Genomic DNA, 20,128 nt, shown 5'->3' with positions numbered 1-20,128 from the left:
ATCATGGATGAGGCCAATGACAAGAATGAGAACGCGGTGGCCACGGTCGCTCGCGAGCTGTTCCTGCTCGGCCAGAAAACCGTCGAGGCGCGGGCGGTGCTGGCGGCGTTGCACAAAGAGTTGAGTGACGCCAACACTCAGATCGCCGACAAGCAACAGATCGAGCAATTGATCGAGGCCAACCAGCAGTTGGTCCTGGCGATCCTGTCGGCCCAGTCCGAGGCGGAAAAGCCAAAACCCACGCAGGCCGAACAACAGCTGTACCTGGATATGCGCGAAGCCAATGAGCTATTGGTCATCGCCGCGCTCAGCGCGCAACACCTGAGGACCTCGGCCGAACGCGCCCTGGAGCGCCAACGGAACGTTCTCGCCCTGGTGGCTCATGAGCTGCGCAACCCGCTGACCCCCATCAGCATGATTGCCGGCCGACTGGCGCGGGTGCCCAGTGAGGAGTTACCGCGCATGCAGAAGTTGATCGAAGGCCAGGTGCAGCACATGTCCCGATTAGTCGAAGACTTGCTTGACGTCTCTCGCGTCAAGACCGGAAAGCTTCGCCTCGATTGTCACAGGGTCGATATGCTTCAGATCATTCATGAGGCCATGGAGATCTGTGGGCCGGTGATGAGCTCTGGGGATTTGCATTTCAGCGCAAAATTGCCCGAGTGTGCCCTGTCGGTGAACGGCGATCCGGTGCGACTCGCTCAAATTCTCGGCAATCTGCTGGGCAATGCGGCCAAGTACACCCCGGCGGGCGGCACCGTCGTCCTTTCGGTCACCGTTGAAGTCGACGTAGTGGAAATAAGCATCCGCGATACCGGCATAGGGATCTCGGCCAAGGCGCTGCCGTTCATCTTCGAACCCTTTGTGCAGGACGTTCATGCCGTCGGTTTTAACGGCGCAGGCCTGGGCATTGGTCTGACGGTGGTGCGCGAGTTGGTCGAAAGCCACGGTGGCACGGTGATCGGCAAGAGCGCGGGCGACGGCGACGGTCAGGGGAGCGAGTTCGTGGTGAGGTTGCCGTTGATGAATCAAGCCATGCAAGGCAACCCTTCCTGATCGCTTACTGCACTGACGCCTCCCAACGCCGTAGACGAGTTTTCAGGTGGCGAATCTTGATTACGTGATCATGAGGATAACTTGTGATCATCAAGATTAAAATGAGTTTGTCTCACCAGGCGGTAACTGTCGACAATGGCGCCCATCGAGCACATTGGAGATATTTGTCATGGCATTGGCCCATTCCCTTGGATTTCCGCGCATTGGCCGCGACCGCGAACTGAAGAAAGCACAAGAGGCTTTCTGGAAGGGCGAGCTAAACGAAGAGGGTTTGCGGGCCGTTGGTCGTGAGTTGCGCAAAACCCACTGGGACTTGCAGAAAAACGCCGGCATCGAGCTGTTGCCGGTCGGCGACTTTGCCTGGTATGACCAAGTCCTCACCCATTCCCTGATGTTCGGTGTGATCCCCGAGCGCTTCCGCCCAGCGGATGGCCAAGCTTCGTTGCAGACCCTGTTCGGCATGGCACGCGGTGTCAGCGACAGTTGCTGTGGCGGTGCGCATGCCCAGGAAATGACCAAGTGGTTCGATACCAACTACCACTACCTCGTCCCTGAATTCAGCGCAGACCAGCAATTCCAGCTCGGCTGGGATCAACTGTTCGAAGAGGTCGAAGAAGCCCTCGCGCTGGGCCACAACGTCAAGCCCGTGATCATTGGCCCGCTGACTTACCTATGGCTGGGCAAGGCCAAGGGTGCCGAATTCGACAAGCTCGAACTGCTGGATCGTCTGTTGCCGCTGTACGGTCAGATCTTCCAGCGCCTGGCCGCACAGGGCGTTGAGTGGGTGCAAATCGACGAGCCGATCCTGGTCCTCGATTTGCCGCAAGCATGGAAAAACGCTTTTGAGCGTGCCTATAACCTGATCCAACGTGATCCGTTGAAAAAGCTGCTCGCCACTTACTTCGGTGGCCTGGAGGAGAACCTGGGCCTGGCCGCCAACCTGCCGGTCGATGGTTTGCACATCGACCTGGTGCGCGCCCCGGAACAGTACCCGACTATTCTGGATCGCCTGCCCGCTTACAAAGTACTGTCGCTGGGCTTGGTCAACGGCCGCAACGTATGGCGGTGCGATCTGGAAGAAGCATTGGCCACTCTGCAACATGCCAGCGAGCGTCTGGGTGACCGTCTGTGGGTCGCACCGTCCTGCTCGTTGTTGCACAGCCCGGTCGACCTCGAGCGTGAAGATAAGCTCGATGCTGAACTGAAAGGCTGGCTGGCCTTTGCCGTGCAGAAGTGCGAAGAAGTCGCGGTGTTGGCCCAGGCCGTGAATGAGCCGGAAGCTGCGAAGGTGCTCCAGGCACTGGCGCAAAGTCGCGCCGTCCAGGCCGATCGTGCGGCCTCGCCACGTATTCATAAGCCGGCGGTTCAGGCCCGCGTTGCCGCGATCACCGCCAAGGACAGTCAGCGCCATTCCCTGTTTGCCCAACGAATCGAGAAGCAACGCGCTGGTTTGAACTTGCCGTTGTTCCCGACCACCACCATCGGATCGTTCCCGCAAACCGCCTCTATTCGCCTCGCTCGCCAGTCGTTCAAGCAAGGCAAGCTGAGCGAAGCGCAGTACACCGAAGCGATGCACAGCGAGATCCGTCACGCGGTCCTGGTACAGGAACGCTTGGGGTTGGATGTGCTGGTACACGGCGAGGCCGAGCGTAACGACATGGTCGAATACTTCGCCGAGCAACTTGACGGCTATGCGTTCACCCGTTTCGGCTGGGTGCAAAGCTACGGTTCGCGCTGCGTTAAGCCAGCGGTGATTGTCGGTGACCTGAGTCGTCCGAAAGCCATGACGGTGGAGTGGATTCGCTATGCCCAAGGCCTGACTGACAAGGTCATGAAAGGCATGTTGACCGGCCCGGTGACCATGCTGATGTGGTCGTTCCCGCGCGAAGATGTATCGCGCAAAGTCCAGGCTCAACAACTGGCCCTGGCCTTGCGAGACGAAGTGCTCGACCTGGAAACGGCCGGCATCAAGATCGTGCAGATCGACGAAGCGGCATTCCGCGAAGGCCTGCCTCTGCGCCGGGCGCAATGGCAGGAGTACCTGGACTGGGCGGTGGAGGCGTTCCGACTGAGCGCCTCCGGTGTGCGTGACGAAACGCAGATCCATACACACATGTGCTACAGCGAGTTCAACGACGTCATCAAGTCCATCGCGGACATGGATGCCGACGTCATCACCATCGAGACTTCGCGTTCGGATATGGAATTGCTGGATGCGTTCGAAGCCTTCGACTACCCGAATGACATCGGCCCCGGGGTCTACGACATCCATTCGCCACGGGTTCCGGATGCTTCGGAAATGGCCAACTTGTTGCGTAAAGCCGCCAAGCGTATTCCCGCCGAGCGTCTATGGGTCAACCCCGATTGCGGCCTGAAAACCCGTGGCTGGCAGGAAACTGAAGCGGCGCTGGTGCACATGGTCAGTGCGGCACGGCGTCTGCGTAAAGAATTGGCTTGACGCTTTACCCGCATGACACCCAACCGAAGCCCTTCACTGTGCTTCGGTTTTTTCATTGAGCGTCGGGCAGGGCGCGTAGTGCGCTTGGCTACAGAGGGTTAAAGCACAAGACTTCCGATTGAAAAGGCGGATAATGGCCGCCTATTTTTTGCTCGTTATTCTGGTAATCCCGTATGGAAATCAAGGTCAATTTTCTCGACAACCTTCGACTTGAAGCCAAGTTTGATGACTTTACGGTGGTGGCCGATCAACCTATCCGTTACAAGGGCGATGGTTCGGCACCGGGGCCGTTCGATTACTTTCTGGCTTCATCGGCGTTGTGCGCGGCTTACTTTGTGAAGTTGTATTGCCAGACCCGCAATATTCCCACCGAAAACATTCGCCTGTCGCAAAACAATATTGTTGATCCGGAAAATCGCTACAACCAGATCTTCAAGATCCAGGTCGAGCTGCCGGCAGATATCAGCGACAAAGACCGCCAAGGCATTTTGCGTTCCATCGACCGTTGTACGGTGAAGAAGGTCGTGCAAGCCGGGCCTGAGTTTGTCATTGAAGAGGTGGAGAACCTCGACGCCGATGCCCAGGCGTTGCTGATGCCGAATTCGGTTTCCCAAGCCGGCACCTATATCGCCGGCAAGGACCTGCCGCTGGAGCAAACCATCGCCAATATGTCGGGCATCTTGGCGGACCTGGGCATGAAGATCGAGATCGCTTCGTGGCGCAATATCGTTCCCAATGTGTGGTCGCTGCATATCCGCGATGCACACTCGCCGATGTGTTTTACCAATGGCAAGGGTGCGACCAAAGAGAGCGCACTGGCGTCGGCGCTGGGCGAATTCATCGAGCGACTGAACTGCAACTTTTTCTACAACGATCAGTTCTGGGGCGAAGACATCGCCAACGCGGCGTTCGTGCATTACCCGGACGAACGCTGGTTCAAGCCTGGCCGTAAAGATGCGCTGCCGGCTGAAATCCTCGACGAGTACTGCCTGAAAATCTACAACCGCGACGGCGAGCTGCGTGGCTCCCACCTGATCGATACCAACTCGGGCAATGAGGAACGCGGCATCTGCTCGCTGCCGTACGTGCGCCAGTCGGACGGCGAGGTGGTGTATTTCCCGTCCAACCTGATTGAGAACCTGTTCCTGAGCAACGGCATGAGTGCGGGTAACACGCTGGCCGAAGCTCAGGTGCAATGTCTGTCGGAGATTTTCGAGCGCGCGGTCAAACGCGAAATCATTGAAGGTGAATTTGCCCTGCCAGATGTACCGGCCGACGTGCTGGCTAAATACCCGGGGATAATGGCCGGTATTCAGGCGCTGGAAGAGCAGGGGTTCCCCGTCTTGGTGAAGGATGCGTCCCTGGGCGGGGAATTCCCGGTGATGTGCGTCACGTTGATGAACCCGCGTACCGGCGGTGTGTTTGCCTCGTTCGGCGCGCACCCGAGCCTGGAAGTGGCGCTGGAGCGCAGCCTGACCGAATTGTTGCAGGGCCGCAGTTTCGAAGGCCTCAACGACTTGCCCCAGCCGACATTCGAAGGCCATGCGGTGACCGAGCCGAATAATTTCGTCGAACACTTTATCGACTCCAGCGGCGTGGTGTCGTGGCGCTTTTTCAGCGCCAAGTCAGACTACGAGTTCGTGGAGTGGGACTTCTCCAGCCAGGGCGATAACTCGAATGCCGAGGAAGCCGCCACCTTGTTCGGCATTCTCGAAGGCATGGGCAAGGAAGTGTACATGGCGGTCTACGAGCATATCGGCGCGACAGCGTGCCGGATCCTGGTGCCGGGTTATTCGGAAATCTATCCGGTGGACGATCTGGTCTGGGATAACACCAACAAAGCGCTGTTTTTCCGCGCCGACATTCTGAACCTGCATCGCCTGGAAGAAGACGAACTGCAAGCGCTGGTCGAGCGCCTGGTGGAAAGCGAGTTGGACGACTACACCGACATCACCACCTTGATCGGCATCGAGTTCGATGACAACACGGCCTGGGGCCAACTGACGATCCTGGAGTTGAAGCTGCTGATCTATCTTGCCTTGCAGCAATTCGAAGAGGCGAAAGAAGCAGTGGAAACCTTCTTGCAGTACAACGACAACACGGTTGAGCGTGGGTTGTTCTACCAGGCTGTGAACGTGGTGTTGGAGATGAAGCTGGACGAAGACCTGGAACTGGAAGACTACGAGGCCAATTTCCGTCGGATGTTTGGCAACGAGCGGATGGATGCCGCGATCGGCTCGGTCAACGGCAGCGTGCGCTTCCACGGCTTGAAGCCGACCAGCATGAAACTGGAGGGGCTCGATAGACACCTGCGTCTGATCGACAGCTACAAGAAACTGCACGCGGCGCGGGCCAGTGTGGTGGCTTTGCCGGGCGGACTCGAGCCGTCGATTGGCTAAATCGCGGCACTCCCATGGGGTTCGTTTTTTTCCGAACCCCGGGATTCAGTCACGCGGAACGAAATCGCAGGATCTGCGCGCCGTCGAAAGGGTCGATCAGGTAATGGGCATGCACGCCGAACGTATCCTGCAAGCGTTGCGGGGTCAGTACCTCCAGTGGTTTGCCAAGGGCCACCAGCCGGCCCCGCTCCAGTACCGCCAGACGATCACAGGTTAACGCCTGATTCAGGTCATGCAGGGCGATGACCGTCGTGACAGGTAGCGCCTGTACAACTTTCAGGATGGCGAGCTGATGCTGGATATCCAAGTGATTGGTCGGTTCGTCCAGCAATAGAATCTGCGGGCGTTGGGCCAGGGCTCGAGCGATATGAACGCGCTGACGTTCACCGCCGGACAGGCTGTGCCAGGTACGGTTTTCCAAGTGCACTGCATCGACGTCCCACAGCGCCTGCTGGACGATGGCAGCGTCTTCGTTTGACCACGGACTCAAGGCTGACAACCAGGGCGTTCGGCCCAAGGCAACCGCATCGAACACGCTGATCGCATCCAGTGTGTCGGCCTGCTGCTCAACCACGGCCAGGGTCTGCGCGACGGTTCGCCGTGCCAGCGTCTTGAGGGGCTGTTTGTTGAGGTGAATATTGCCCCGGCTGGGGGCGCGCACGCCCGCCAGCAGTTTGAGCAGCGTGGATTTTCCCGAACCGTTGGGGCCGACGAGGCCCAGGGTTTCACCCCGGCGGATATCCAGGTGGATATCGCGCAACAACTCGGCATCGCGCACACGGAACCCGAGGCCGGAACAACTCAGCACGGATTCGCCGATAGCAGAGGTGACGGCATTCATCGGGCATTCCTCCTGCCGATCAGGATCAACGCGAACACCGGAGCGCCCACCAGTGCAGTGATGACCCCGACCGGGATCACTTGGCCTTTGATCAGTGTCCGGGAGAAGATATCGGCGGCGATCAGGAACACGGCGCCCCCCAGCGCACTCGCCGGCAACAGGCGCGCATGCCGGGTACCCAGCAGCAAACGCACGGCATGGGGAATGACCAACCCGACGAAACCGATGGAGCCGACAATCGACACCATCACCGCGGTCACCAGTGCCGCGCAGCTGATCAGCAGAAATTGCACGCGGCGTACCGCAATGCCAAGGGAGGCGGCGGAGTCGGAGCCAAAGGTAAAGGCGTCCAGGGCCCGCCGGTGCCACAGGCACACCGCGAGACCGATCAATGCCACGGGTACCGATAGCCACACCGATGGCCAACGTACTCCACTGAGATTTCCCAGTAACCAGAACATGATGCCGCGCGCCTGTTCAGAGCTGGCGGACTTGGTAATCAGAAACGCGGTGAGCGCATTGAACAACTGCGAGCCGGCAATCCCGGCCAGGATGATTTGCCCGGTGCCTGCGGATGAGCGGCTGGCGCGGGCCAGCAACACGACCACGGCGAACGCGGCAACGGCCCCGATAAAGGCCCCGACCGACAACGAAATCAGCTCCGCGCCAATGCCCAGCAGCGCCACCAATACCGCGCCTGTCGAGGCGCCGGCGGAGATGCCGAGCAAGTAGGGATCGGCCAACGGGTTACGCAACAGCGATTGCAGGATCACCCCGCAGGTCGCCAGGCCCGCACCGCAGGCCGCTGCCACCAGCGCGCGGGTCAGGCGGTAGTTCCAGACGATGCCTTCGTCTATCGGGTCGAGGGCATAACCTGCGGCCCACAGTTTGTTGGCCAGCACCTGGAACACCACGCTCGGTTCAATACTCGTTTCACCGACGGCCACACCGGCAATCACCGCCAGCAGCAAGGTCACCAAAGCCAGCAACGTTCGAATCAGCGTCGCAGTCATTTCGGTAGGTCGTAGCCGTTGATGGCCATCGCCAGGGATTCCAGGCCGTCGAACATTCTGATGCTGGCCTGCATGGCCATGGCGTCGAGAATGATGATGCGGTTGTTTTTCACCGCGTCCATATTGCGGGTCACCGGGTCACTGCGCAGGAATTGCAGCTTCTTTTCATGGTCATCCGCCGGAAAGCGTCGGCGGTCCATGCGGGCAATGACCAGGAAGGTCGGGTTGGCCTTGGCGATGGTTTCCCAGCCGACGGTCGGCCATTCCTCGTCGGACTCGATCACGTTACGCACGCCCAGGGTACTGAGCATGAAGTCAGGAACGCCCTTGTGCCCAGCCACATAGGGATCGATATCCAGACTGGCGCTGGAGAACCAGAACAGCGCACTCGTCTGCTTGAGGTCCTTGGCCTGCACCGTGGCGATAGACTTCGCCAGGCTGTCCTTGAGTTGAGCGTTCAACTGCTGGCCACGTTCCTGCACGTCGAAGATTTCAGCCAACTGGCTGATGCTCTTGTAGATGCTGTCGATGCGAAACGCCTCCAACCGCGTGCCATCCGCACCGACCAGATTATCCTTGGCCTCGCAATCGGAGGGCATCAGGTAAGTTGGGATCTTCAGTTCGTGAAACTGCTCGCGGGTACCCACCACGCCTTGCGGTCCGACCGTCCACTCCAGTTCCGCCACCACCAGTTGCGGACGTTTGCCGATCACCGCCTCGAAGCTCGGCTCGTTATCGGCCAGGCGTTCGATCTTGCCGTTCTGCGCCTGGTATTTCACCTTCACATCGTTGAACCAGAGCGAAGTACCGACCACCTTGTCGCTCAATCCCATGGCATAGAGCATTTCAGTGCCGGCCTGGCCGATGGTCACGGCGCGACTGGGCGGTTGCTCAAAGGTCAGCGTGCTGCCGCAGTTCGCGATGGTCAGGGGGTATTGAGTCGGGGCCGCGTGGGCGAGGGTGGGCAGACCCAGGGCGATGACGAGGGCGACACGGCGGGGCAGCAGCATGATGCAATCTCCAATGGACCGTACACGGAGCAGGGACGGACTGGAAAACACATCATCGAACGCTGCCGCTAAAGCACAAAAGTGCTGATCAGCCCAGTGACGCGCAGCGCAAGGATGTCCTTCCCGGACACCCCGCCGGTTAGTGATTGACTTGGCCGGCAGGTCTCCTGACTGATGCGTCATCGCCTGGCTCCAGCCTTCCCGGGAGCGATCCCAGTGGCCATTGAGGAGCAGGCTCAGCACCTACAGTTGCGGGGGCAGTTCCGTTTGATACCGTGCGAGGCATCTCGGATTCCCTATTAGTCCCATGGGGAACCGGCGGTCGGCATGGTAGTCGATCAGGGTGTTTATCACCACTCACCGCTGAGATGCCTTCTCCTGGCGTCGTAGGATTTTCGGGAATGATTTTCTGGAGGTGCGGCAGAGCGCCGCTTCTTGCTATCCTGAAGGCCCTCTTCATGGACGAACACTGAGACAAACCATGGCTAACCACACCCCGTCACGCATCGGGAAGATATTGCTGGGCCTGCTGTTTGCCCTGATTGGTATCGGCTTGTTGAGTATTGCCATCAATCTCACCCTTGACCGACGCGAGTTTCTCGACCGCGCACAGACCGCCGACGGCATCGTCAGCCGCTTGAATGCCGGTGGTTCGCATCCTGAAATCGCCTTCACCACGGGCAGTGGTGAAAAAATCTCCTACCCCCAGGGCGGCTTCATCTTCGGCTATCAGCAGGATCAGCCTGTGAAGGTGTATTACCTCCCCGAACAGCCGGCCAACAGCGCCATCGTCGATGACTCGGCCGCGCTGTGGGGCACTTCCGGGGTCCTGGGTTTTATCGGTCTGGTGTTCACCCTTGTCGGTCTGGCAAAGGCTATCCGTCAGCGCGGTCGCGGTGCGGTTCATTCACATAAAGGACTTTAAACGTATGAGCTACAACATCCCGATCCCGGTCAATGAAAGTCGCTGGCAGTATCAGACCGCCAGCGGCGGTGGCCTGACCGTGGTCATGGTGGCGGGCAGTGGCGGTTCGATCATCCTGCGTTCGCCCCAGGGCGAGGACGTCAGCTACCGCTATGGCGGCGTCGGGGTGGGTGCCGGATTTGGCGCGCGGCTGCCGCGTTTCGGCAAGGTCAATATCCAGATCAAGGGTAAGAGCGTGGGGGGCGCGGGTGCGGCGGAGGCTTTTCCCAGCACTGGCAAGGTGTTCGTCAGCGACGCGTTGGTCAGTCGTGACCTGACCAGTGACGACATCACCGGGCCTTGCATGTACACCGAAGTAGGGGTGGGCCTGGGTATCGGTGGTTCGGCCACGGCGCTGTTGTTCGGGCTTGATCCCAAGTTGCTGGCGTTGTCGATGGCATTGAGTTCCAACCCGGCGACTTCGCTCATCGCTTCTACGCTGGTCAACCAGCGGTTGGCGAAGTCGGCCAAGGGAGCATTGGTCATGGCTGGCATGAACGCTGGCTTGCAGGCCGGTGGCGGCGCTGCGATTTACATAGGCTATCTGTTCTAGTTTGTTTTGGATTTTTTGGTTCGTATGTATATCCATTTCTGCGGTAACGGCCACTGACGGTTCCGCTCTTACAGCGGCTCACTTTTGAGAAGCCTGCGCGGCCCGGCGAAAAGTAAGCAAAACGCTTTAGCCCCACCACTTGGTGCCTCGCCTAGGCTCGGCATGCCCTCACTCCGGCATTGCTCCGTGGGCCCGCCGCGAAGGACCATCCATGGTCCAGCGCGGCTAACCCGGCATCCATGCCGGGTTGCCCACTGCGCAATGCCTGCGTTCGGCCAGCGTGGTTAACGGGGCGCCCCAGATCAACGTCCGCCGCGAGGCGGCCTGAGAGCCGACCTGGTTGGGGTGGGACCGCGTTTCCCCTGTGGGAGCGAGCCTGCTCGCGAAGGCGATGTCACTGTCAATGGAGATGTTGAATGGGCTGGCCTCATCGCGAGCAAGCTCGCTCCCACAGTTTTTTGTGTCGTGTCCAAATGCTGTGAGCACCCACAAACCCATGTGGGAGCGAGCTTGCTCGCGATAGCGGTGGTTCAGCTACAAAGATGCTGGAGGTTTCCTGCTTTTGCTCTGCTCTGCTCTGCTCTGCTCTGCTCTGCTCTGCTTTGGATCTTGATCTCGATCTCGGCGCCCCATTAACCACGCTGGCCGAACGTAGGTATTGCGCAGTGGGCATCCCGGCATGGATGCCGGGATAGCCGCGCTGGGCCATGGATGGCCCTTCGCGGCGGCCCACGGAGCAATGCCTACGTTCGGGCATGCCGAGCCCTAGCGAGGCACCAAGTGGTGGGGCAGAAGCGCTTTGGTTACTTTCGCGCTTTTCGAAAGTGACCCGCCGTCAGGGCGGAACCCTAAGCAGCCGTTACCGCAGCAACGGATATACACACAAACCTAAAACCCCTGACAAACCACCGGTCGGTCTCTGCTCGTGCCAACGATGGGGCGCCGTGCGAATCCTTATCGCTCTACTAAAGTGACGAATCCAGCACCCGTTAAAGGATTAACCCATGGCAACCACCGACAGCACGATGGCAAATACCCATACCGTGAGGACCAGCCCGGGCACTGTCCAGGTCGACCTCACCGGCCAGTTCGATGATAACCAGAGCATCGTTATCCAACCCGACGGCAAGATACTGGTCGGCGGCTATACCGAGTACCTGGCATGGGGATATCCCGGGGCGCCAGGCGAGGAAAGCTACGGCTACGAACAGAACCATTCCGTTATCCGCCTGAACGCGGACGGTAGCCTGGACACCAGCTTCCATGAAGGTGGCGTCGACAGCATACCTGCCGCCATAGCCCCAGCGTCGCGCTACGAGCTGACGGCGGTGCAGCCCGATGGCAAGGTGCTTATCGCTATAGCGCTGGACACCGGCGTACAGGTGGAGCGCTTCAACAGCGACGGGACACGCGATGCGACCTTTGGCCAAAACGGCGCTATTACGGTCGACATCAGCCATGACTTCAAGGACATCGACCTGACGGCCAATACGGATGGCACATTCCAAGTCAGCGCCCGCGGGTTTGACCAGGCCACAGTGACCCGGATCGGCAATGACGGCACGTTCGTCGATGGCTTTGGCGACAATGGCGTGCTGACCGTCAAGATTCCCGCAGACGCCTACTACAACGGCGGGATTTCTACTGCGGTGCAGGCAGATGGAAGTGTTGTAGTCGGGGCTGCATACAATGCCGCTGGCGCGGGTGATCCGACGTACGCCCTGCAGCGCTTCAACCCCGACGGCCAGCCAGACACTCAGTTCGGTGATGACGGAGTCCTCTACTTGAGCGGCGCCATGGGTTTTGGCGAAGATTCAGTGGTCACCGTGCAGGCTGACGGCAAGATCATCGTGATGGGCCATGGCGAAGGCGATACCTTGGCGACTGTCGCGCGGCTTAACGCCGACGGCTCCTTTGATACCCGCTTTGGCTCCAATGGCACAGTGACCTTCGAGGCTGACACGCCTGTGGCTCTGACGGTACAAGGCGATGGCAAGATCCTGGCTGCCGGCACGAGCAATGGGGATTTCAGCGTCATCCGCTTGAACGCGGATGGCAGTGTGGATTCCAGTTTCGGCAGTCAGGACGGCAAGCTCCATGTGGACGGGTATGCGGGAGAAGAAATCTTGCAGGGTACCGATGCCGCCGAAGTCATCCACGGCTTGGCGGGTGACGACGTGCTCCAAGGCAACGGCGGGCGTGATCTTCTGCAAGGTGGCGCTGGCGCGGACATCTTCCGCTTTAGCGATCTGAGCGACAGTTTCCGCACCGCCACGCAAAACAACAGCGACCGGATCCAGGACTTCGACGCCTCTCAAGACCGCATCGACCTGATTGCCCTGGGCTTCACCGGCATTGGCGATGGTCATGACGGCACCTTGGCCGTGATGGCCAGCGCAGACGGCACTCGCACCTACCTCAAGAGCTACGACGCGGACGCCTCCGGGCAACGGTTTGAACTGGCCTTGGACGGCAATCTGGTGGGGCAACTGGACGGCACCAACCTGGTGTTCACCGCGCCCACTGTTGAAGGTACCTCTGCCAACGATACGATTACCGGTTCTGCCTTGTCGGAAATCATCCATGGCCTGGACGGCAATGACCGTATCAACGGCGGTGCCGGGGCTGATGTCATCATTGGCGGGGCAGGCGCCGACCGCCTCAACGGCGGGGATAGAAGCGACATCTCGTTGTGGACAGATAACCATCAAAACGACGACGTCTTCCGCTATACGTCTACCGAGGACAGCTACCGTACTGACAACCAGAGCTTTGCCGACCTTATCGAAGGTTTTACGGTTGACGACAAGATCGATGTATCGACCTTGGGCTATACCGGCTTCGGAGATGGAACGGGCACTACGCTGGGGATGGTTTACAACAAGGAACTGGACCGCACTTATCTAAAGGATGCGGAAGCGGACGCACAAGGCCACTGGTTCCAGATCGCGCTTGTCGGGGACTGGCGGGAAAACCTTGAAGAGGACGACATGATCTTTGCGCCCGACGGGGAGGTAGGGCTGATTGGGGTTGCCCCGGAGATCGATCCAGGGCATCTATTGACTTGACGGCCACATGAGAAGTTGCGTGGCAGTGATTGCTGCCACGCCCCGCAGTGCATCAAGACCAGTAATGCACATCACTGGATGGTGATTTCGTGACCAGTTGCAGACGAAGTGCGCAGTGTACGCAGCCCTAGAAGCACTATCAGTACCATGGCCAGGCCCGCGACAATCGCGACGCCGAACCCTGCCTGTGCGCCACAGACGTCGATGACCAAACCCGCCAATAGGCCGCCGAGCGCTACGCCGATGCTGACGCCGGTCGACATCCACGTAAACCCTTCGGTGATCCTGGAAGGCGGAACAATCATCGTACCGAGATTCATGATGATGACCATCGTCGGCGCAAACGACACGCCTGCCACAAATAGCATCCCGGAAAGTACATAGACGTTCGGTGAAAGAATGGGCAACACAGCAGTGACTGCCGTTACCAGCGACCCGATAAAAAACTGCTGATCAATCGGCATGGAAACCCTTAAGGCGCCGAACGCCAGGCCTGCGATCAGTGAGCCGAGGGCATAGGCTGCCAGGATGAAGCTGGCAGACGCGGGCCAGCCCTGTGCGTTGGCAAAGGCGACAACCGCCACGTCAACGGATCCTCCAATTACGCCCATCGCCAGCAGTGCTAGCACGATGGTAGGAACGCCGGGGATAAGCAAGGTCGACCCTGTGCTCCTTGCCGTGCCCACGACCACCTTCGGTTCCGTCTGCCGCTGCATAAGAAACACCGTCACGCCGACCACCAACAACAAGACCGCAGCAAGGGGCCCGGCTTGGGCAAAAAAGCTGATGCTCAAACCAATGGCAAGTGGTGGGCCGATGACAAAGGCCAGTTCAGTTATAACTGTATCCAGGGAAAAGGCTGTGTGTAGCTGTGGCTTGCCACGGAAAAGCTGTATCCAGCGTGCTCTTATCATGGCGGGCATGCTTGGCATCGTGCCCGCCAATGCCGCGAGAATAAACAATAGTGTGACCGGAGCGCTCACATACACGGCAATGATCAGCGCGAGCAGCATACTGGTGCTGAAGGCCGCCAAAGGGGGCAAAACCTGGCGTTGCCCCCGCCGGTCGACAAGTTTCGATACTTGCGGACCGAAAAGCGCAGTCGCCAGGGTATAAGTACCGGCGACCGCGCCTGCCAGCCAATAAAGTCCTGTCTGCTGCACCAACATGGTGATGATGCCAATGCCGATCATTGCCTGTGGCAGACGGGCAATGGCGCTCGTAATCACTAGCCCGATGGCACCCGGGGCGGAGAAAAGTTCGCGGTAGGGGTTTGCCATGATGCTTCCTTTATCATGTGACACTGATGAACAACCCGCTGCCTGTGACACAAACTAAATGGGACGGCAAACCGGCGGCTGGTCATTTGAGCACGCCTACGAATGGGCTGTTACACGTTATTTGGGCAGGACAACACGGTACACGTCGCTGCTGTTCAAGCAAACGAAGGCTAGGGGATCGGGCAACGGATTGATGTCGGACGGTTCTGAAATTGCAATGAGATGCTCCAACGCAAAAGCCCCGCTTCGCGGGGCGATAACGGGGCTTTTTGAATGCTGCGTAGCGGGGCGGGTCAGACGTTAAAGCGGAAGTGCATCACGTCGCCATCCTTGACGATGTATTCCTTGCCTTCCAGACGCCATTTACCGGCTTCCTTGGTACCGGCTTCGCCCTTGTACTGGATGAAGTCGGCGTAGGCGATGACTTCGGCGCGGATGAAGCCTTTCTCGAAGTCGGTGTGGATCACGCCGGCAGCTTGCGGGGCGGTGGCGCCGACGCGTACGGTCCAGGCGCGGACTTCTTCGACACCGGCGGTGAAGTAGGTCTGCAGGTGGAGCATTTCGTAGCCAGCGCGGATCACGCGGTTCAGGCCAGGCTCTTCCAGGCCCAGGGCCTCGAGGAACATGTCTTTCTCTTCACCATCGTCCAGCTCGGCGATTTCCGCTTCGATCTTGTTGCAGACCGGAACGACCATGGCGCCTTCTTCTTCGGCAATGGCCCGGACCACGTCCAGGTGCGGATTGTTTTCGAAACCGTCTTCAGCGACGTTGGCGATGTACATGACCGGTTTGGTGGTCAGCAGGTGGAAACCCTTGATCACCACCTTCTCGTCGGTGCTCATGTTCTTCATCAGGCTGCGGGCAGGCTTGCCTTCGGTGAAGTGGGCAATCAACTGCTCCAGCAGGCCTTTCTGCACGACCGCGTCCTTGTCGCCGCCCTTGGCGTTGCGAGTGACTTTCTGCAGTTGCTTCTCGCAGCTGTCGAGGTCGGCGAAGATCAGTTCCAGGTCGATGATCTCGATGTCGCGTTTTGGGTCGACGCTGTTGGAAACGTGAATCACGTTCTCATCTTCAAAGCAGCGCACCACGTGGGCGATGGCGTCGGTTTCACGGATGTTGGCCAGGAACTTGTTGCCCAGGCCTTCACCTTTCGAGGCGCCGGCGACGAGCCCTGCAATGTCGACGAATTCCATGGTGGTCGGCAGGATGCGCTTGGGGTTGACGATAGCCGCCAGTGCCTCCAGGCGCGGATCCGGCATCGGCACGATGCCAGTGTTCGGCTCGATGGTGCAGAAGGGGAAGTTCTCGGCCGCGATACCGGATTTGGTCAGGGCGTTGAACAGGGTGGACTTGCCGACGTTAGGCAGGCCGACGATGCCGCAATTGAATCCCATGGTGTTTCCCCTCGGATAAGTGTCAGGCCTTCTGGCTGTGCAGGTTTTTCATCGCACGGTTCCATTCACCGGCGAGGATATCCGGCAGCACGCCGAGGGCAAAGTCGATGCTGGCATCGAGTTTTTCCTGTTCGGCGCGAGGCGCACGACCCAGGACAAAGTTTGAAACCATACTGGCAACGCCCGGGTGGCCAATGCCAAGCCGCAGGCGGTGAAAGGTATTCTGATTACCCAGTTGCGCAATGATGTCGCGCAACCCGTTATGACCGCCATGGCCGCCGCCCTGCTTGAGCTTGGCAACGCCCGGAGGCAGGTCGAGTTCGTCGTGGGCCACCAGGATTTCTTCCGGCTTGATGCGAAAGAAACCGGCCAATGCCGCTACGGCCTGGCCGCTGCGGTTCATGTAGGTGGTGGGAATCAGCAGACGAACATCCTGACCCTGATGCGAAAAGCGCCCGGTCAGGCCGAAATATTTGCGATCGGCCGCCAGGCTGACGCCTTGTGCGTGCGCGATGCGCTCAACAAAAAGGGCCCCTGCGTTATGCCGGGTCTGTTCGTATTCGGCGCCTGGATTTCCCAGGCCAACGATCAGTTTAATGGCAGTCACGATAGGGGCCCTTCCTGGAGTGTGGATAACAACGTCGCGCTCAAACGGTGTGGCGACAGTGGACGAAAAGTGCGGATCTACCGTTAAGTAAACTTCGCGTTCTCGCCCGCTGTCTCGCTACGTTCCAGTCCGCGATGTTTCCGGTCACTCCGGCGACAGAGTGAAATTACTCTGCAGCGCCTTCTTCAGTTGCTTCTGGAGCAACACGTGGAGCGTGGACGTTGGCAACAGCCTTGTCATCGCCGTGTGCCAGAGCAACAAACTCAACGCCTTTAGGCGCCTTGAGGTCGGACAAGTGAATGATCGTGCCGACTTCGGCGTCAGTCAGGTCGACTTCGATGAATTCAGGCAGGTCTTTCGGCAGGCAAGTTACTTCGATTTCCGAAGTCACGTGCGAGATCTCGCCGCCTTTCTTGATTGGAGCCGCTTCGCCAACGAAGTGTACAGGCACGATAGCGGTCAGTTTCTGGCCGGCTACTACGCGTACGAAGTCAGCGTGCATCACGTGGCCTTTGGCCGGGTGACGCTGCAGGGCTTTGATCACGACGTTTTGCTTGGTGCCACCAACGTTCAGCTCGATGATGTGGCTGTAGGCCGCTTCGTTTTCGAGCAGTTTGGCAACTTCTTTGGCCAGCATGCTGATGGACTCAGGGGCTTTCTCGCCACCGTAGACTACAGCTGGAACCAGGCTTGCGAGACGACGCAGGCGGCGGCTCGCACCTTTCCCCAGGTCGGAACGCACTTCAGCATTCAGGGTAAATTCGTTCATGTTGTATCTCCAAAGTAACCACATTCACCCCAGCGCTTGCGACCAGCGCTAAAGGCGATATGGGCAAAAAAGCCCCGCCCCGACAGTGAATGCCGGGGCGGGGCGCTTTTCGTCAACGAGATGTCACGGCAAGGGCAGGGCCCTTAGCGGAACATCGCGCTGATCGATTCTTCATTGCTGATGCGGCGAACCGCTTCGGCAACAACCGGTGCGATATCCAGTTGGCGGATACGCGCACAGGCCTGTGCGGCAGCGGACAACGGGATGGTGTTCGTCACCACCAGTTCGTCCAGCACGGAATTTTCAATGTTTTCGATCGCTCGACCCGACAGCACAGGGTGTGTGCAGTAGGCAAAGACCTTGGCAGCGCCATGCTCTTTCAGGGCCTTGGCCGCGTGGCACAGGGTGCCGGCGGTATCGACCATGTCATCGACCAGAATACAGGTACGCCCTTCGACATCGCCGATGATGTGCATCACTTCGGAGTGATTGGCCTTCTCGCGGCGTTTGTCGATGATACCCAGATCCACGCCCAGGGATTTGGCAACGGCCCGTGCACGCACGACGCCACCAATGTCCGGGGACACGATCATCAGGTTTTCGAAGCGCTGATCTTCAATGTCATCCACCAGGACTGGGGAGCCGTAGATGTTGTCCACGGGAATATCGAAGAAGCCCTGGATCTGGTCAGCATGCAGATCAACCGTGAGGACACGATCGATGCCGACTACGGTCAGCATATCAGCCACGACTTTCGCGCTGATTGCCACACGTGCGGAACGCGGACGGCGATCCTGACGGGCATAACCAAAGTAAGGAATAACAGCAGTGATACGAGTAGCCGAGGAACGGCGGAAGGCATCAGCCATCACGACGAGTTCCATCAGGTTATCGTTGGTCGGAGCGCAAGTCGGCTGAATAATGAAGACGTCTTTACCGCGAACGTTTTCATTGATCTCGGCAGTGATTTCGCCGTCGGAGAACTTACCGACAGAAATGTCACCGAGAGGGATATGCAGCTGACGTACTACACGCCGAGCCAGATCGGGGTTGGCGTTCCCCGTAAAGACCATCATCTTGGACACGCGCAGTACCTGAAGGCTGAGGGTAACCTGGATGAGTATAGGAAAATGGCAGGGGCGGCTGGATTCGAACCAACGCATGGCAGGATCAAAACCTGCTGCCTTACCGCTTGGCGACGCCCCTGTATCTGTTGCTGCGAGTGCCCAGCACTCGATTCCTTTTAGAGCAGGCTTTGCAGCTTGCGATGCAACATCGAAACGTTGCTTCCTTTTGCTACAAACCCCGTAAGGGTCTCTGTCAGAAGGGCCGAGACTTTATCAGCTTCAGCTTTGCTTGGGAAGCCCCCAAACACACAACTTCCAGTTCCGGTGAGTTTTGCTTCGGTAAATTTACCTAACAAATTCAAGGCGTTACGAACATCTGGATAACGCCTTGCTACCACCGGTAAGCAGTCATTTCGACTGTTTCCCTTGGGAACGGGGCGCACTTTAATGGGCGGGGAGTTACGTGTCAACAGCGGATCTGAAAAAATTTCTGCTGTACTTACAGATACTTGCGGTACCAGTACCAAGTACCAGGGTTCTTCGGGTTCTACCGGTGTGAGTTTTTCCCCCACGCCCTCGGCGAAAGCGGCGTGGCCACGCACGAAAACCGGCACGTCAGCGCCCAGCGTCAGGCCCAGCGCGGCCAGGCGATCGGCATCCCAGCCCAGCTGCCACAGGTGGTTGAGTCCCAGGAGCGTCGTCGCCGCATTCGAGCTGCCACCACCGATGCCGCCGCCCATGGGCAGGATTTTTTCGATCCAGATATCAATGCCCAGCGAACAACCGGATTGTTCCTGGAGTCGTTTCGCGGCTTTGACGATCAGGTTGCTGTCGTGGGGGACGCCTTCGAATTCGGTGTGCAGGCGAATCACCCCGTCGTCGCGCACGGCAAAGGTGATTTCATCGCCGTAGTCCAGGAACTGAAAAATTGTCTGCAGTTCGTGATAGCCGTCCGGCCGACGACCCAGGATGTGCAACATCAGGTTGAGCTTGGCCGGGGAGGGCAAGGTCAGGCGTGCAGCGGTCATGTCATTGCCCCAGTTTGCGCGGCTGCCATTGCTTGATTACCAGCGTGACGTCGAGGTTGCTGCCGTGCAGCTTGATGCGCTCAGGCAGCCAGTAGCCATTTTGCTGGGCGTAGCTGAGGTATTCGATCTGCCAGTCATCCTGCTCCAGATTGGACAGGCGGCTGTCTGCGTCGAGGGTCAGGCGGCTCTTGCTGTCCGGTGCCGGCAGTCCGCGAACCCACCAGGTCAGGTGGGACACCGGCAGCTTCCAGCCCAATTGTTCTTCCAGCAACGCTTCGGGGGTGGGAGCCTCGTAGCGCCCCTGGTTGGCGACCTCCAGCGAGACCTGGCCCGGTCGGCCGGTCAGGCGCGCCGCGCCGCGACCCAGTGGGCCGGACAGGCGAATGTCGTAGTAGTCCTGGCGTTGCAACCAGAACAGCGTGCCGCTGCCGGAGTCTTTCGGGGCGCGAATGCCGATCTTGCCGTCGATCTGCCAGCCATCGAGGCCACTCAGTTGTTGCTTATGTTCGCGCCACTGGGCTTGGTTGCCTTGGCCCTGGACGGATTCACGGGCGCCGAAGCCCGCGCAACCGGCGAGCAGGGCGATGAAGCTGAACACGATGAAATGGCGCAAAAACATAA

The 20,128-nt window shown here is 59.0% G+C and carries 16 protein-coding genes, 1 tRNA gene and 1 riboswitch; of the genes, 6 read left to right on the top strand and 11 right to left on the bottom strand.

The window, feature by feature from the left end; translation table 11 throughout:
- Positions 1 to 3: 3 nt before the first annotated feature.
- The 3 genes from QNH97_RS23870 to QNH97_RS23860 all read left to right on the top strand — a co-directional run bounded on the left by QNH97_RS23870 (position 4) and on the right by QNH97_RS23860 (position 5,913).
- Positions 4 to 1,056 carry a sensor histidine kinase gene (locus tag QNH97_RS23870; protein ID WP_283554188.1) on the top strand — a complete coding sequence of 351 codons (1,053 nt, stop codon included), beginning with the start codon at positions 4 to 6 and terminating at the stop codon, positions 1,054 to 1,056.
- 169 nt (positions 1,057 to 1,225) lie between these two features.
- The gene (gene metE / locus QNH97_RS23865; protein ID WP_283554187.1) at positions 1,226 to 3,514 is read left to right on the top strand and encodes a 5-methyltetrahydropteroyltriglutamate--homocysteine S-methyltransferase; all 2,289 of its coding nucleotides are present in this window, start codon (positions 1,226 to 1,228) and stop codon (positions 3,512 to 3,514) included.
- A gap of 173 nt (positions 3,515 to 3,687) precedes the next feature.
- Complete coding sequence (locus tag QNH97_RS23860) at positions 3,688 to 5,913, top strand: OsmC domain/YcaO domain-containing protein (protein WP_283554186.1); 2,226 nt, start codon at positions 3,688 to 3,690, stop codon at positions 5,911 to 5,913.
- 49 nt (positions 5,914 to 5,962) lie between these two features.
- On the opposite strand, the gene QNH97_RS23855 is transcribed toward QNH97_RS23860, so the two are convergent.
- The 3 genes from QNH97_RS23855 to QNH97_RS23845 are packed head-to-tail and all read right to left on the bottom strand — an operon-like array spanning position 5,963 to position 8,777.
- The gene (locus QNH97_RS23855; RefSeq protein ID WP_283554185.1) at positions 5,963 to 6,754 is read right to left on the bottom strand and encodes an ABC transporter ATP-binding protein; all 792 of its coding nucleotides are present in this window, start codon (positions 6,752 to 6,754) and stop codon (positions 5,963 to 5,965) included.
- Positions 6,751 to 7,767, bottom strand: a complete 1,017-nt coding sequence (locus QNH97_RS23850; protein ID WP_283554184.1) for a FecCD family ABC transporter permease — start codon at positions 7,765 to 7,767, stop codon at positions 6,751 to 6,753. Before QNH97_RS23850 ends, QNH97_RS23855 begins: the two co-directional genes overlap by 4 nt.
- The gene (locus QNH97_RS23845; protein WP_283554183.1) at positions 7,764 to 8,777 is read right to left on the bottom strand and encodes an ABC transporter substrate-binding protein; all 1,014 of its coding nucleotides are present in this window, start codon (positions 8,775 to 8,777) and stop codon (positions 7,764 to 7,766) included. Before QNH97_RS23845 ends, QNH97_RS23850 begins: the two co-directional genes overlap by 4 nt.
- Before the next feature lie 140 nt (positions 8,778 to 8,917).
- Positions 8,918 to 9,110, bottom strand: a riboswitch (cobalamin riboswitch).
- Between the two features lie 148 nt (positions 9,111 to 9,258).
- Here QNH97_RS23845 and QNH97_RS23840 point away from each other — a divergent pair.
- The 3 genes from QNH97_RS23840 (at position 9,259) to QNH97_RS23830 (ending at position 13,362) form a co-directional block, all read left to right on the top strand.
- Positions 9,259 to 9,702, top strand: coding sequence for a DUF3592 domain-containing protein (locus QNH97_RS23840; RefSeq protein ID WP_283554182.1), 444 nt, complete (start codon positions 9,259 to 9,261; stop codon positions 9,700 to 9,702).
- A gap of 4 nt (positions 9,703 to 9,706) precedes the next feature.
- Entirely contained in the window at positions 9,707 to 10,294 is a 588-nt protein-coding gene (locus tag QNH97_RS23835; protein WP_283554181.1) for a hypothetical protein, read from the top strand.
- 1,004 nt (positions 10,295 to 11,298) lie between these two features.
- The gene (locus tag QNH97_RS23830) at positions 11,299 to 13,362 is read left to right on the top strand and encodes a calcium-binding protein (RefSeq protein ID WP_283554180.1); all 2,064 of its coding nucleotides are present in this window, start codon (positions 11,299 to 11,301) and stop codon (positions 13,360 to 13,362) included.
- A 71-nt stretch (positions 13,363 to 13,433) separates the two neighbouring features.
- Here QNH97_RS23830 and QNH97_RS23825 read toward each other — a convergent pair whose 3' ends face one another.
- The 8 genes from QNH97_RS23825 to lolB form a co-directional block, all read right to left on the bottom strand.
- On the bottom strand, positions 13,434 to 14,642 hold the full coding sequence (locus QNH97_RS23825; RefSeq protein WP_283554179.1) for an MFS transporter: 1,209 nt from the start codon (positions 14,640 to 14,642) through the stop codon (positions 13,434 to 13,436).
- A 293-nt stretch (positions 14,643 to 14,935) separates the two neighbouring features.
- On the bottom strand, positions 14,936 to 16,036 hold the full coding sequence (gene ychF / locus QNH97_RS23820; protein WP_283554178.1) for a redox-regulated ATPase YchF: 1,101 nt from the start codon (positions 16,034 to 16,036) through the stop codon (positions 14,936 to 14,938).
- Between the two features lie 22 nt (positions 16,037 to 16,058).
- Positions 16,059 to 16,643, bottom strand: coding sequence for an aminoacyl-tRNA hydrolase (gene pth / locus QNH97_RS23815; protein ID WP_003185374.1), 585 nt, complete (start codon positions 16,641 to 16,643; stop codon positions 16,059 to 16,061).
- Between the two features lie 166 nt (positions 16,644 to 16,809).
- Positions 16,810 to 17,412, bottom strand: a complete 603-nt coding sequence (locus QNH97_RS23810; RefSeq protein WP_283554177.1) for a 50S ribosomal protein L25/general stress protein Ctc — start codon at positions 17,410 to 17,412, stop codon at positions 16,810 to 16,812.
- Positions 17,413 to 17,555: 143 nt separating this feature from the next.
- Entirely contained in the window at positions 17,556 to 18,497 is a 942-nt protein-coding gene (locus QNH97_RS23805; protein WP_003171603.1) for a ribose-phosphate pyrophosphokinase, read from the bottom strand.
- A gap of 46 nt (positions 18,498 to 18,543) precedes the next feature.
- A tRNA-Gln gene (locus tag QNH97_RS23800) sits at positions 18,544 to 18,618 on the bottom strand.
- Positions 18,619 to 18,655: 37 nt separating this feature from the next.
- On the bottom strand, positions 18,656 to 19,507 hold the full coding sequence (gene ispE / locus QNH97_RS23795; protein WP_283554176.1) for a 4-(cytidine 5'-diphospho)-2-C-methyl-D-erythritol kinase: 852 nt from the start codon (positions 19,505 to 19,507) through the stop codon (positions 18,656 to 18,658).
- Between the two features lies 1 nt (position 19,508).
- Positions 19,509 to 20,126 carry a lipoprotein insertase outer membrane protein LolB gene (gene lolB, locus QNH97_RS23790; protein ID WP_030138578.1) on the bottom strand — a complete coding sequence of 206 codons (618 nt, stop codon included), beginning with the start codon at positions 20,124 to 20,126 and terminating at the stop codon, positions 19,509 to 19,511.
- Between the last annotated feature and the right edge of the window lie 2 nt (positions 20,127 to 20,128).

It is taken from the genome of Pseudomonas sp. G2-4 (genome assembly GCF_030064125.1).
GTDB lineage: Bacteria > Pseudomonadota > Gammaproteobacteria > Pseudomonadales > Pseudomonadaceae > Aquipseudomonas.
Note: the sequence above shows the minus strand (reverse complement) of the source record. Positions and strands in the feature narration are given on the sequence as shown.

Excerpts from the sequence above, each read along its gene's own strand:
- QNH97_RS23825 (WP_283554179.1), bottom strand. The coding sequence starts at position 14,642 with ATGGCAAACCCCTACCGCGAACTTTTCTCCGCCCCGGGTGCCATCGGG.
- QNH97_RS23810 (WP_283554177.1), bottom strand. The coding sequence starts at position 17,412 with ATGAACGAATTTACCCTGAATGCTGAAGTGCGTTCCGACCTGGGGAAA.
- QNH97_RS23835 (WP_283554181.1), top strand. The coding sequence starts at position 9,707 with ATGAGCTACAACATCCCGATCCCGGTCAATGAAAGTCGCTGGCAGTAT.
- QNH97_RS23860 (WP_283554186.1), top strand. The coding sequence starts at position 3,688 with ATGGAAATCAAGGTCAATTTTCTCGACAACCTTCGACTTGAAGCCAAG.
- QNH97_RS23830 (WP_283554180.1), top strand. The coding sequence starts at position 11,299 with ATGGCAACCACCGACAGCACGATGGCAAATACCCATACCGTGAGGACC.
- ychF (WP_283554178.1), bottom strand. The coding sequence starts at position 16,036 with ATGGGATTCAATTGCGGCATCGTCGGCCTGCCTAACGTCGGCAAGTCC.
- lolB (WP_030138578.1), bottom strand. The coding sequence starts at position 20,126 with ATGTTTTTGCGCCATTTCATCGTGTTCAGCTTCATCGCCCTGCTCGCC.
- metE (WP_283554187.1), top strand. The coding sequence starts at position 1,226 with ATGGCATTGGCCCATTCCCTTGGATTTCCGCGCATTGGCCGCGACCGC.
- QNH97_RS23850 (WP_283554184.1), bottom strand. The coding sequence starts at position 7,767 with ATGACTGCGACGCTGATTCGAACGTTGCTGGCTTTGGTGACCTTGCTG.
- QNH97_RS23840 (WP_283554182.1), top strand. The coding sequence starts at position 9,259 with ATGGCTAACCACACCCCGTCACGCATCGGGAAGATATTGCTGGGCCTG.
- QNH97_RS23855 (WP_283554185.1), bottom strand. The coding sequence starts at position 6,754 with ATGAATGCCGTCACCTCTGCTATCGGCGAATCCGTGCTGAGTTGTTCC.
- QNH97_RS23870 (WP_283554188.1), top strand. The coding sequence starts at position 4 with ATGGATGAGGCCAATGACAAGAATGAGAACGCGGTGGCCACGGTCGCT.
- ispE (WP_283554176.1), bottom strand. The coding sequence starts at position 19,507 with ATGACCGCTGCACGCCTGACCTTGCCCTCCCCGGCCAAGCTCAACCTG.
- QNH97_RS23845 (WP_283554183.1), bottom strand. The coding sequence starts at position 8,777 with ATGCTGCTGCCCCGCCGTGTCGCCCTCGTCATCGCCCTGGGTCTGCCC.